A 13,384-nucleotide genomic window follows, 5' to 3' on the forward strand; every position below is an offset into this window, starting at 1 on the left:
TGTTAATTAATGTTTCTGTGGGAAGATCTTCTAGTCCGTCCTTAACTTTTTACAGCTCCTGCTACCCCTTCAATAAAGTAACGTTGCATGATGATGAAAATAATCATTACTGGTAAAAGGGATATAGTTGCGCCTGCTGCCATACCGGAGAAATCAACTGCATACGTTTGAACAAAGCTTTGCATCCCTACTGCTAATGTTCTCAACTCAGGTTTGCTAATCGTTAATACGAGAGGTACTAAGAAAGAACTCCACGTCCAAATAAATTGCATAATCGCAGTCGTTGCGACGATTGGCATACTTAACGGTAACATCACTTTACTGAAAACTGTTAAAAACCCAGCACCATCAATTTCGGCTGCTTCTTCAATCGATTTGGGCAAATTGGCAAAGAAAGAAGCAAACATTAAAATAAACAAAACATGAGCACCAGAAGCCTCTGCCACAATGATACCAAGAATTGAATCAGACAGACCCATGTTACTTACTAACTTGAATAATGGTATGATCGTGTAGCCTTTAGGTATAAACATAATAGCTACTACACATATCATAATTATCTTTTTCCCTGGGAAATCAATACGTCCTAATGCATAGCCCGTTAGTGCTGATAGAAAAATAACAATCACAACTGTTGCCACTGTGAAAATTATGGTGTTGAGGAAGTATCCTGAAAAGTTTGCTGTATGCCAAGCATTTGTGTAATTTTCCCATTGAAATTCTTCCGGAATAAGTGCCGTACCACTGGTCAGGAATTCCTGATTTGTTTTTAATGAAGAAAACACCATCCATACAAATGGATATATCCAAACGATCCCGAAAAGAATTAATAATACATGTATAACAAGGCGTGCTGATTTGGTTGAAATCATACTTTCACACCACCTTTCCTTCTTTTATTTCCTCTTAGGTTAGTGATCTGTTTACCAAAGGAAGCAGCACCAAATATCATACTTATAACAAAGGTAAATAAACCTAATAAAACACCCGCCGCAGAAGCATAACCCATTCGCACCTGACCACCACCAAGCTGGCTTGAAAAGGCAAAATTATAAATAAATAGATCCATCGTTTCTGTCGCAAAGTTTGGTCCACCATTTGTTAGTGTTTTAACTAAGTCAAATGCATTGATACCACTTACTAGCGATAACAGAATAATAACCGCGGCCATTGGTTTTAGTAATGGTAATGTAACGTGTCTTAAAGTAGACCAAAATCCTGCTCCATCAAGTTGTGCCGATTCATATAATTCATTAGGAATCGATTGCAACCCTGCCAGCCAATAAACCATGTTAATCCCAAGACCTTTCCATGATCCAATCACAATAAGAATAATTACAGCAAAGAAAGGGTCTGTTAACCAAGGAATCGGTTTATCGATCAAATTAACATTTAAAAGAATCTGGTTGACAAACCCATTAATTCCGAAGATATTCCCCATAATTATTCCGACTATTGCCGTAGTCGTAACTACCGGAAGGAAGTATATCGCTCGATAAAAGCCTTTACCGTTCAGCTTTTGGTCATTTAATATAATGGCTAGAATTAACGCACCACCAACTCCCAATATGGTTGTACCTAAAATATAGTAAATTGAGACTAAAGCTGAATTCCAGAACCTCGGTGAAGTTAATAGCTGCTGGTAATTCCCTAAACCAACAAAATCATCCAATGGTCCAATTCCAGTCCATTCATAAAAGGAATACACATAACTCATTACGATTGGATATGCTGAGAAAACAAAAAACACAATAATTTGCGGCACAAGAAATATATATGCCCACATTGCTTTTTTCTTTTTTAATGTTTTTAGCTTTGTATTTGAGTCCGACTTACCATTAATATTATTTTTAGACAAAATCTTCTCACCCTTTATAACCATTTTTTTACAGAAAAGGATAAATTACTATAGTCCGCTAAACTAGACTATAGTAATTTATGTTGTACTTACCTTAGCTCGTCATATTTATCTATTGTATAAGGTGCTAAAGGTTCCCAGTTCGGATATATATAATCATCCTGAGAAACTTCCGGAAATTCATCCAGTGTTTCTAAGAAAGCATCTTTCATATCTTGGTCTATCTTTTCTATTTCAGCTTCCAGATCATTAATGTTGCCTGTAATATAGCCAACTACCACATCACCAATACCGCCAACTTCTAATTTATTTCTGTAAGCCTTGTTAAATTCAACTACTTCAGGGTTAAATTCCGCTGGTTTCGGTACCGGAATCGCCAGTTCATTTTCTAATTCCATAATGTCATTATATTGTTCAAATGGTGGCTCACCACCAACTTCCTTTTTAGCTGGTAGCCCCGCACCTGTATTCACATAAACGACTTCGTGAAGATGTTCAAGTGAGTATTCTAAAAATGTTTTCACTTCTTCCTCATGTTCTGTTTCGTTATCAACTCGGATACTGGTCGCTTCTGATCCAGCATGGAAATAGTATGGATTACCATCCTTAGTAGGAAGTGGAGCTACTCCCCAGTTTTCAAACTCTGATTCAACAAATAGCTGTCTTCCTACCCAGTCACCACTCCATAGAAAAGCACTTTGACCGACTGAAAAAGTTGCTTCTGCTTCACCTAAGCCAATCTCAACACTTTGAGGCGCCATAAGTCCTTCATCTAGCAAGTCTTTTAAAAATTTTGCACTTTCAACTTTACCTTCTGACAATACTTGCGGAACACCTTCTTTATAATTTTCTTGCCAAGGTACTTCCGGTGTAATTGCTGTTCCCATCATCGATACTAGCTGCTCATTCGCCCAACCAGGATTATTCCACACGATTGGATAAACAGCACCACTCGATTCATCTATAATCCTTTGACCAAGCTCCTTAAACTCTTCCCATGACGCAGGAATATCATCTTCCGTTAAACCTAACATGTCAAAAACATCTTTATTATAATACATGATCATTGCTTTACTTCTTGGTGATGCCAATGGAAATCCGTATACGGAACCGTCAGCGGTAGTCCCATTTTCAAACCACGTACCTTCCTGGAACTGATCTTTTACATCATCGGTAAATATTTCATCCAGATTTTTCACCGCATCTACCTCCATTAATTCAGCCAATTCCACTATATTAGTCCACATATCAGGAAGATCTCCTTCTGAAAGAGCGGTACGAAGTTGGGTCTCTGGTTCCGGAACTTCTTGTTTTTCAATTTTTATTCCTGGATGTTCTGCTTCAAATTGTTCAATTAAATCTTCAAATCCACCTCTAAGTTCTGGATATCTGTTCCAAAATGTCAGTGTAACAACATCGTCATTTTCCTCTTCACTGTCACCTTCTGTTTCTTCATCAGAGTTACAAGCACTAAGTATTAATAAAACTGTCATCAAACTAAAAATGAACCAACTTATTTTTTTCATTGACGTTTCCCCCATTATTAGATTTGATAAATACATGAAACTTGTTTTTTATGAAAATGACAGCATCACCTCCTTATTGATACAGACACATTCAATGTGCTGTCTTTACGATAAAGTGAGACTTCACCCCCATCTCTTTGATTTACTCGAACATCATGATAAATGTTGTAACACTTTCCGGTTTCACATTAAAATATTCTTTGATTTCTCCTTGATAAACATTGGTTAAGTTATTACTTTCAGATGTTTCAAACACTTCCATATAGGTGAAATGATTAAATTTTATTGGTACACATAGTTTATTTTCATCATTATTTATAACAACATAAATCAATTGCTGGATAGTTTCATCGTAAAATAACGAGGTTTTGAGAGAGTCTGGTTCTTCAGATAGCTTAATCCGCTTAGCACCTGGTCGAATAAATTTGCTGTAATTGCCCATGGCCCATAATCGCTTCGTTACTTCTACGTCCTCTGTTCCCTCATTGGTGTAGATGAGTCCATCGTGGAAATCATATTTTGAAACAGCAATCCAATATTGCCATGAGCTGACATTTGCTAAAGTTAAATCATCATGAATAGTATTGGCTAACACTAAAGCGGAGTCCATACCATAATCCCGTTTCTGCTGCATTTCTGTCCATTCACTCATGTTTAGCTTTATCGACGGATAATTCTTGTTCATATAATTAGCGATTTTTATTTTATCTCCTGGTTCAGACCAGTAAGAATGGGCGTCAAAATTAGTAAGCGCTGTCATTAATTTGTTATCTGTGAAAATAGGGTCGATATATTCTTGTGCTGTTTTCCATTCTCCCGCCTCAATAGCAGATACTTTTACATCCTTAACAGATTGTTGTTCTATTTTATTTTGCAAAGTTTTCAGCAACTTCACACATTCATCAGGAGTATAATGACAACCTTCTTGACCTTTTTCCCGTCTCCAATCCCATTGGGGCTCATTTATCGGACTTAAATACGTTATTGGAATTCCTTCATCTTTTATCAAATGATTAATAACATCTACAAGATACACTGCAAAATCTTCATACCTATCTTCTTTTAAGTTGGATTTGCCATTTTCCTCACCTGTGACCAGACCTGACTTTGTCATTCTTGCAGTAGGACTATTTGCAAAAGCTACAAAATTCTGAACACCCTTACGATGAATTTCTTTTAATACTCTTTTCGCATTCCCATCATGACTCCAATTATAGATACCTTTTTCTACTTCAAAAGATTCCGTTCGTCTCCACGGATCACTAATCTCTTCTCCAGAACCAGCTCCAATATTGTAACGATAGATCGACAATCCTATGCCAACATCTTGATCAAATAATAAATTAATTATTTGGTTGCGTTTGTCATTTGTCCACCCGCCAACAGCCTGTGACCACCAGGCTCCTGAAACGCCAAATCCTTCTATTGTTTGTGCTTTATCAGATATATCGAACACAAAATCTCCCCTTTTCAAAGTAACCGGTTACTATATAATATATTTAAAAAATAAAATAAAATGCTACAAAATAGAAACCGGTTACTATTTTTCGAATTGGTTTGATGCTATACGGTATTTTTCACGCTATACAAGTTGTCTTCTAAAAAAATAGTTGACATCTGTCTTTATTTGTGAGAATATAGTTAAGTTAACAAAAGTGAAGTAACAAATAAGTGTATCTGGCATTCTACGTAAAGTTTTTTGAAAATGCTTATTCACACTGGCGCGACTAAGGGGTCGCAAGGACGTAAGAGCAGGTAGGGCTTACGTTGCTTAAGTTAGAAAATTCCAGTGGAACATGTACCGCGGTAAAGAGAAATTCTAAATAATGAAATTTCCCACCCTAATTTATAGGGATTAAAAAATAATAAATCTTATGTGTTGCTTTATGAATCAAAGGGGTACTCTTATAGTAAGAGTACCCCTTTTCCAATACTTATAAATGAAGAAAGAAGGTCTTAACATGAATAATCAAATAGGTACGATCCAAACGTTGGAGGTACTACGGAAAATTGATACTGGTTATGTTTTAGAAGACGACATACTGCTACACCATAATGAAACGGACTCAGAACTTGAAGCCGAACAATTTGTTGATGTTTTTCTTTATCAAGATAAAAAAGGACAAACTGTTGCAACTACACAATTACCAACTATTCCAATCGATGCGTATGGTTGGTCTGAAGTGGTTGAAGTGTTACCGCACTTAGGTGTATTTGTTAACATTGGTACATCAAAAGAAATCCTCGTATCAAAAGATGATCTACCATTGTTTGAAGACGTATGGCCAGCGATAGGTGATGAGCTTTATGTTACATTAGGAAAAGATCAGAAAGGACGCCTTCTCGCACTCCCTGCAACAGAAGGAGTTTTTGAAAGAGAATTCGAATTAGCACCTGATGATCTACTAAACGCACGCATCAGTGGTCGCATCTATCGTACAGACAGAGAAGGTTCTGCATGTATAACGGAAGAAGGCTATCGCGGGTTTATCCATCATACCGAACGAAAAGAAGAACCTCGGTTAGGCGAACTAGTGGAAGGTCGCGTGATTGAAGTGAAGCGTGACGGAACATTAAATGTATCACTAAGACCATTAAAACAGCACAGTATGGGCGAAGATGCTGACGCGATATTAGCACGATTAGAAGAAAGTAATGGCGTTATTCCGTTTTCCGACAAAAGTGACCCAGAAGATATCCGCGGCACATTTAACATAAGTAAAGCAGCATTCAAACGTGCACTTGGTAAATTAATGAAGGAAAGAAAAATTGAACAACGTGATGGAAAAACTTACTTAGTCGCTAAGTAACAGCATATGTCTCCACACTTTTATACTAGAGGATATATTTAACGGGTTTCATTTAGAGATACACAAATTATAATTCACACACCCAATCGCACAGTAATTCATAGATGAATTCACTGTGCGATTTTAAATTAATATGGTATTTACGAGTGTCTTCTAACATAAAGTGAGACTTCCACCAGAAGGGATTTTACAGACGATTAGTATCATGATAAATTATAAATTCACAGTTTAGTTATGCTACAGGATTCTCTTACTTCTAAATAAGGGTCAAGAAGTATATCTTTACTTTCATTACTTGATTTACTAGCATTTATTAGCAGATCAATTGCCTTTTCCCCAAGTTGACTATAGGGATGACTTACGGATGTTATTTCAGGGCTTGAATTTTTTGCTAAATCTGTATTATCGAAACCGACAAAATCAAATGGCTTTATTCTTTTCCGTCTGCATGCTTTAAGCGCTCCCATGATAACCAAATCATTTATTCCTATTAATGCTGTCGGTAATTTATCTTTGTTTAACATAAGTAATTTATCTATCGCTTCTTCTCCTGTTTGCACATCAAATCCACTATAGATTTGCCAGCTGTCCCTGAATGTTAAGTCGTATTTTAATAAGAGATTTCTATAAGCCTCGACTTTAATATCCGTAGTTGTGATTCCATTTACACCACCGATAAGACCGATTTTCTTATGACCTTGGCGGACTAAATGATTGACCGCTAATTCCATCCCTTTTGCCTCATCCGTTCGCACACTATGACAATGAAGACCATCAATTTTTCCGTTAATCATCATAACAGGCAATTTATCCAAAACTTGCGATACCTCACTTACCTCTACTGCATCAGGAAGTTTTTTATTAATTCTGCCACCCATTAAAATAATACCTTCTACCTGGCGTTCGGAAAGGATTTTTAAGTATTTGGATTCCATTTCACTAGTGTTCATCGAATTACATAATATAAGCGTATATCCCTTCGTCAATGCATATTTCTCAGCTTCGATAAATACTTGCGAAAAAAAAGGATTCGTTATATCTGGCAAAACGAATCCTATCATTTTTGTTTCCTTCTTTGTTAAACTTCTCGCTACCGCATTAGGCTGATAATCATATTTATCAATGAGATCAAGCACTTTTTTTCTAGTTTTTGCACTCACCGGATAATTTCTTGCTATCACCCTCGAAACTGTAGCGGAAGAAACTCCTGCTTCTTTTGCAATATCGTATATTGTAATTGATTTTTGTTTCATTTTATCTACTCTTTCTTTAAATATGAAATCGGTTTCTATAAAATTATATGAATGAAATAGAAAAAAATGAAATAATTTTATCTACGTACTCTTAAATCCTTTTTCTTTTTTCTAGTATCCTTTCACTTAATGTTTTATTTTCTTTCACTAATTTGTTATGTATACTGTGCAATAAATATAAACTTCTAATCAGTAAAGCTAAGATTAAACTAAAGGTAATTAATGGGAGAAATACACTAATGTCCAAAGAGGTAAAAATAAACCCTATAGTAAGTAATAACAAAAATAATAGTATTGTATACATTATATATCTCCTTTTTTGATATAAACTTCAAGACAATTATAACAAATTATTTCTTTTCCATCTTGTCAATTAAGTCTCTATCAATTCAATTTATATCAAAGATACAGCAGGGGCAATTCCTAATATTATCTTTTGACAGCAAGGCTTATCAGAAATCTCCGGATGTAAACGCTCGATTATTCAATTGTTAAATCATGGATCAACTGTTTCCTAAATACAATTAAACGATTATACTTACTATGTAGAAACAAGATTAACTTAAACAAGGAGAATAAAAAATGAAGAAGTTTAAATTAGCTAGTATCGGATTATTATTAGGGATAATGCTGATTGCTTGCAGCAACGATAAGGATAGTGGACATGAGGAAAATAACACTCCTGAAGAAACTATCTCTGCTGATCAATTTGCAAATGAATTTTTAGCAAATAATTTCGAAACCATTTACAACCAAACAAGTGAGTCGTTTCAAGAAATGGTATCAGTAGAAGAATTTAAAGAACTTGGAAGTGACTTTAACCAAGGGGTTAACAGCTATGAACTCGTATCCGAAATGCCTATTCAAGATCTAACAGAATATCGATGGATCAGTGACGGAGGAGATAAAGGAATTTCAAGTCACTTTGCAGATGATCAAACAATAGAAGCGATACAACTCACACCAGTCACTAGTCATCCGGAAAGTGATGAAGTCTATACCGAAAATACTTACCAGATACCAATGACTGGAGAATGGTTCACTTTTTGGGGTGGTACGAATGAGCTTGTTAATTATCATTATGCAGTTGAAAGTCAGAGATATGCGTATGATTGGGTTATTTTAGAGGAAGATTCCACTTATGAAGGGGATCCAACAAAGAATGAAAGCTATTATGCATTCGGAAAAGATGTTGTTGCACCGAGAGAAGGAACAGTTGTCTCAGTAGAAAATGACATACCAGACAATACACCAACAGTTGATACAAATGCTGAAGAACCACTTGGAAACCATGTTATCCTAGAACATGAAAATAATGAATACAGTTTTATTGCTCATTTCAAACAAGGATCCCTTGAGGTGGATCAAGGAGATCAGGTTACTGCCGGTGATTTATTAGGAAGCGTGGGAAACTCAGGTAATTCCAGTGAACCTCATATTCATTTTCATGTGGCGGACGGAGCTGATCTGGAAGCATCTACTTCTATCAGAATTAAGTTGAAAGATGGAGAAGAACCTGTTCGAGGAGATGTAATTGAAGGGTTTCAATCAGATAGTCCTTGGTGAATTTTGTTTTATAAAATTGGACTGGGTGTTTTTTGATTTGAGACGTAGAGCTTGATTTTCTTTACAAACAAACGCGTATAATCATCAGCACAAGAAAATGATTATAGACAAAATGTGATTAAGTATCTTAAAGCACCCAATCTAACAAGAAATCAGCTGGCCTTAATTTAGGAGCTAAATCTTTATCTTTTAAACTTTTTTAGTTTGTTTTACTTTAAAAAAATCTCCACCTTTTTGGTTTTCGTCATCAGTTCCTCTACTAATTTTTTTGTCGAATTGTTGTAGTTTTGGAATATGCTTGGAACAGTGAATATAAGCTTCATCAACTTTGATAATCACCCAATGTTCTGGTCTATTTCCTTCATTTTCTTTTATATCATTAATCATCTTCTGTGTCATTTTTAATGAATTCAATTCATTATTATCTATGATAGAAGCTTTACCATTGACATGTAACCCAATATGATACTCAAAAAAATCTATAAACATTAATCCGATATGAGGATTTTCATAAATGTTTCCTAAGCTTGCCATAACACCATTTCCCTTATATTCAGGATATATTAATGTTTTCTCATCAATAACTCGCATAAAACCTGCTGGTCCGGCTCTGAAAGAAGAGTCACAGTTTCCGCCAGAATCAGCAGTTGCTATAAATACCATACCTTGCTTTGATATAAACTCGGTCATTCCCTCATTTAAATAATGAAGCAGTTGATTTTTATAAAATGAGGCAGCTCTTTTTGTTGTACCATATAGTTCTTGAAGTTTTTTTTCACCTCTTGGCAATTATTTCCCAACCTTTCATTGATTCTTGTATTTTAAAACCTGTAAATGACTAGATTATTATTTAATTCTCTTATTAACCTGTCTCGTTCTTTAAATCAATTTCTTCACAATCAATAATTTAATTTTAACATGAATGAATATACAAATATAATACTCTTTATAAAAAATTAACCCAATTTATATGGGTTGTCCCTATGATGTTCTTACTATGTTTGTTTTCATCTCTTCGTCCTACCCAGGTTTAAAGTTTTTCTCTTACAAGGATATCTACGCCGATTTGCAGGATTTCCTTCTCCTTTATGGGATATTCTCAACCATTATTACTAAACCTCTGGCCACTAAAAGGAGCCAGAAGCACCAATTCTTCATATTGATAACATATCAACTAATAATCTATTTCTTTAAATAACACTTTTCTTTGACCACTTTCCATTTCTGTCACGCTTTGGATTACCAGCGTTTCACCCTCCACCTTAAGAATGTAGTCTACTAAACTCTCACGCAAATGTTCTTTTACCTTACTGTGAGATTTCAGTTCAATTAAATTGGTTAATTCATAAGGATCTGCTTCCAAATAGTATAAAAATTCTTCTTGATAAATAGATGCCTTATCATGTTCAACAGGATCGATAGACAAATTGGAGACACTGTACTTCCATCTCTTTGTACGAATAGCTCTACCTACTTGTGATTCACTGATTTGAATAAACACTTCATTCTTCCACTCCGTATCTTTATTATTTACCAAAGGCAAAAAAGATTGTCCCGACAGTTCATTAGGTACAGTGATTCCAGCTGCATCTAATAAAGTCGGTGCAAAGTCAATTAAACTCACCAATTCTTTTTTACGTCCACCTTGAACAAAACCAGTTTTTTTACTCGAGCGTTAGATATTAAAACCGTACCATCCAGCGCCACTTTACGCCAACGGATGGACCAAATGGCCAAAGTAGAAGGCTGGAATTCCATTTTAATGGAGGAGTCCGCCTTCCTTCTTAAGCAATTTGAACAACCCGTTACACCAATGATTCTAGAGGATACAAATGCTTATGTTCCTTTAGATTTAGATGTTTCGTCATTCGATAATTCAAACACAAAGAAAGAAGGTATTGGTCGTACTTATAAAGGGTGTGATGGCTATGCTCCAAACTTTTGTTACCTAGGTCAAGAAGGTTATGTTGTCAATGTTGAATTAAGAGAGGGACAAACACATGCCCAAAAAACACCGACCTCTTTCTTCGAGATGCTATTCACTATTCCAAGCAGATTACGGATCTTCCTCTTTTAATACGAATGGATGCAGGTAATGATAGTATCTATAATTTAAAAGTGTGTGAAAAGGAAGGCGCAGACCTTATTGTGAAGCGTAATCCAAGACGAGAAAAGCCAGGAGCCAGAAATGTGGTTTTAATGATTGCCGAACAACAAGGAAAGCAGCTACCATCTCGTGAAGGAAAAAGAGTATTTATTGGCTCTATTTCCGTTACACCTAAAGGGTTGGACAAACCATTACGCCAAGTGTATCGGGTTGTCGAACGCACCATCGATAAACATGGACAATTTCTATTGGTACTAGAGATCGAGTTTGAAAGCTACTGGACGAGTTTAGACATCGAACCAGAAGAAGTCATAGAACTTTATCATGCGCATGGAACCTGCGAACAGTTTCATAGTGAATTAAAAACAGATTCAGATTTGGAGCGCTTCCCGTCTGGTAAATTCGCAACCAATGATCTCATCTTGTACCTTGGTTGTATCTTACGAATCATTGGTCAAGAAAGCTTAAAAGGAAACGATGCACCAGTACATAAGAAAGTATTTCGCAGAAGAGTAAAGACAGTAATCCAGAACCTCATTACGCTTGCCTCAAAGATGGTCAGGCATGCTCGAAAACTGTACTTAAAGTTTGGGAATAACAGTCCATGGTTTCCTACTTTTAAACGAATTTATGATGCCTTCTCCTAAAAAAAAGCCTATAAAATTTACCCTTAGGCCTGTTTTAAAACAACAACGCAACAGGCTTTGTTAAGGTTTGCTTTAAATAACAAAATGGACCTTAACACCAACATTTTGCTTGCCTTAAAAGCGATTTTTAAAGCATATTGTTTCTATTGTAAGAAAAATATCAATTTAGAAACTTATCACGGATTCAGGTTATACATAATTGTTTTAGGCTTCTTTTAAAGAAAAGTGTGTCATCATTCATCAATTTTGACCATACAATTTATAGTGGGGGAGTGGTTTAGTGAAAGTTGCAATATTAACAATGTTTAATGGATTATCAAGTACTTACTCTTTAGTCAATGTGGTAGCTGAACAGGTACAAATGATGTTAGAAGCCAATATCGACTTTACGATATTTGTTTCAGAAAACTGTCCAGATAGTGATCGTTCAGGTATATTCCTTGATGAAAGAATACAATGGAAAAAGATAGTGAACCAACTCAACGGTACACAAATAAAATGGTATGACTATTCAAAGCCTTTTGGTAAAGTACATTCCACTTTCTATCAAGAGGTAGATGTAATAGCTGATGATTTAGAAGAAAAGTTACTAGGTTTTGATGTATGTATCATGCACGATATTCATTATCAAGGCTGGCATCTCCTTCATAATGTGGCGATACGAAAAGTGCAAAAAAAATTAACAGGCTTAAGGTTTATTGCATTTACTCACTCAGCACCAGTAAATCGTCCTACTAAATTAGAATGGCCATTTTCAGCGAGATATACGAAGATGCCTAACACAATATATGTATACCCCACGCAATCAGGTATTCCACATTTAGCTAAGCAATACGATATATCAGAAGGGATCTGTAAGGTTGTTAATAACAGCTTTGATTTATTGAACTTTTTAGATCCATCTGTTAAAAAAATAGCTCAGACAGTGGATCTGCTTTCACCAGAGATTCTGGTTATTTATCCTGCGCGTCTGACCACAGGTAAGAAATTTGAAAAAGTAGCTAGTCTTTGTGGAGTTATTAAAACGATATCTAATAAACAATTGAAACTTATATTTTGTGATTTTCCAAGTAGTGATATTCAACCAACTCGATATAAAAGACAAATAATTCGAGATGGTATGAAAAATGGGATGGACAAAAGTGATATAGTCTTTACAACAGATTTAGGTTACGAATTAGGCTTTCCACGTAAAGGAGTTTTGGATTTATTTACTGTCTCTAACTTGTTTATTTGTCCGTCCTATTCAGAATCATTTGGATTAACCGTCCTGGAAGCTGCTAGTAGAGGGAATTTTATCGTTGTTAATGAAGCGGTGCCTGCATTAAAGGAATTGGGTGAACAATTGAAAACATATTTTTTAAGATGGGATGCACGAAACTTTGGTTTTGACACAAAAGAAACGTATCATCCTACAGAAGAAGCCTATTTCCAAGAAAATGCTTCAAATATTTTGCAATTAATGACAGAAGATCAGACATTGTATAGTAAAACAATTACTAAACAACATTATTCACCTAATTGGATTTGGAAAAACCAATTAGAACCAATAATTTTCGAAAATGATAACTAAGCAAGGTGCCGCATGAATACAAATATAATGGACACCTATACTCA

11 protein-coding genes and 1 pseudogene are annotated in these 13,384 nt (G+C 35.4%); 5 read left to right on the plus strand and 7 right to left on the minus strand.

Annotation, left to right across the window (positions count from 1 at the left end):
- Nucleotides 1–41 precede the first annotated feature (41 nt).
- The 4 genes from BM121_RS02985 to BM121_RS03000 all read right to left on the minus strand — a co-directional run bounded on the left by BM121_RS02985 (nt 42) and on the right by BM121_RS03000 (nt 4,840).
- Complete coding sequence (locus BM121_RS02985; RefSeq protein WP_091480924.1) at nt 42–872, minus strand: carbohydrate ABC transporter permease; 831 nt, start codon at nt 870–872, stop codon at nt 42–44.
- Nucleotides 869–1,858: a carbohydrate ABC transporter permease gene (locus BM121_RS02990; RefSeq protein WP_175495297.1), complete on the minus strand. Its 990-nt coding sequence runs from the start codon at nt 1,856–1,858 to the stop codon at nt 869–871. Before BM121_RS02990 ends, BM121_RS02985 begins: the two co-directional genes overlap by 4 nt.
- An 89-nt stretch (nt 1,859–1,947) precedes the next feature.
- A complete protein-coding gene (locus BM121_RS02995; protein WP_175495298.1) occupies nt 1,948–3,384 on the minus strand; it encodes an ABC transporter substrate-binding protein in 1,437 nt (478 codons plus the stop codon).
- A gap of 142 nt (nt 3,385–3,526) precedes the next feature.
- Entirely contained in the window at nt 3,527–4,840 is a 1,314-nt protein-coding gene (locus BM121_RS03000) for a glycoside hydrolase family 30 protein (RefSeq protein WP_175495299.1), read from the minus strand.
- 505 nt (nt 4,841–5,345) lie between these two features.
- On the opposite strand from BM121_RS03000, the gene BM121_RS03005 reads away from it, so the two are divergent.
- The gene (locus BM121_RS03005) at nt 5,346–6,194 is read left to right on the plus strand and encodes a CvfB family protein (RefSeq protein ID WP_091480933.1); all 849 of its coding nucleotides are present in this window, start codon (nt 5,346–5,348) and stop codon (nt 6,192–6,194) included.
- A gap of 221 nt (nt 6,195–6,415) precedes the next feature.
- Here the strand turns inward: BM121_RS03005 and BM121_RS03010 are convergent, their stop codons facing one another.
- Nucleotides 6,416–7,447, minus strand: a complete 1,032-nt coding sequence (locus tag BM121_RS03010) for a LacI family DNA-binding transcriptional regulator (protein ID WP_091480936.1) — start codon at nt 7,445–7,447, stop codon at nt 6,416–6,418.
- Between the two features lie 582 nt (nt 7,448–8,029).
- On the opposite strand from BM121_RS03010, the gene BM121_RS03020 reads away from it, so the two are divergent.
- The gene (locus BM121_RS03020; RefSeq protein WP_091480941.1) at nt 8,030–9,013 is read left to right on the plus strand and encodes a peptidoglycan DD-metalloendopeptidase family protein; all 984 of its coding nucleotides are present in this window, start codon (nt 8,030–8,032) and stop codon (nt 9,011–9,013) included.
- A gap of 189 nt (nt 9,014–9,202) precedes the next feature.
- On the opposite strand, the gene BM121_RS03025 is transcribed toward BM121_RS03020, so the two are convergent.
- Both BM121_RS03025 and BM121_RS03030 read right to left on the minus strand, forming a co-directional pair.
- Nucleotides 9,203–9,802: a pyridoxamine 5'-phosphate oxidase family protein gene (locus BM121_RS03025; RefSeq protein ID WP_245780710.1), complete on the minus strand. Its 600-nt coding sequence runs from the start codon at nt 9,800–9,802 to the stop codon at nt 9,203–9,205.
- A gap of 385 nt (nt 9,803–10,187) precedes the next feature.
- Nucleotides 10,188–10,649: pseudogene (locus BM121_RS03030) on the minus strand (sulfatase/phosphatase domain-containing protein); the annotation flags it as partial.
- A gap of 93 nt (nt 10,650–10,742) precedes the next feature.
- On the opposite strand from BM121_RS03030, the gene BM121_RS03035 reads away from it, so the two are divergent.
- The 3 genes from BM121_RS03035 (at nt 10,743) to BM121_RS03045 (ending at nt 13,340) form a co-directional block, all read left to right on the plus strand.
- Nucleotides 10,743–11,090: a hypothetical protein gene (locus BM121_RS03035; RefSeq protein WP_091480943.1), complete on the plus strand. Its 348-nt coding sequence runs from the start codon at nt 10,743–10,745 to the stop codon at nt 11,088–11,090.
- Between the two features lie 5 nt (nt 11,091–11,095).
- Entirely contained in the window at nt 11,096–11,767 is a 672-nt protein-coding gene (locus tag BM121_RS03040) for a transposase (protein ID WP_245780711.1), read from the plus strand.
- A gap of 280 nt (nt 11,768–12,047) precedes the next feature.
- Nucleotides 12,048–13,340, plus strand: a complete 1,293-nt coding sequence (locus BM121_RS03045; protein ID WP_091480948.1) for a glycosyltransferase — start codon at nt 12,048–12,050, stop codon at nt 13,338–13,340.
- The last annotated feature ends 44 nt before the right edge of the window (nt 13,341–13,384 follow it).

Source organism: Gracilibacillus orientalis, assembly GCF_900114645.1.
Classification (GTDB): domain Bacteria; phylum Bacillota; class Bacilli; order Bacillales; family Amphibacillaceae; genus Gracilibacillus; species Gracilibacillus orientalis.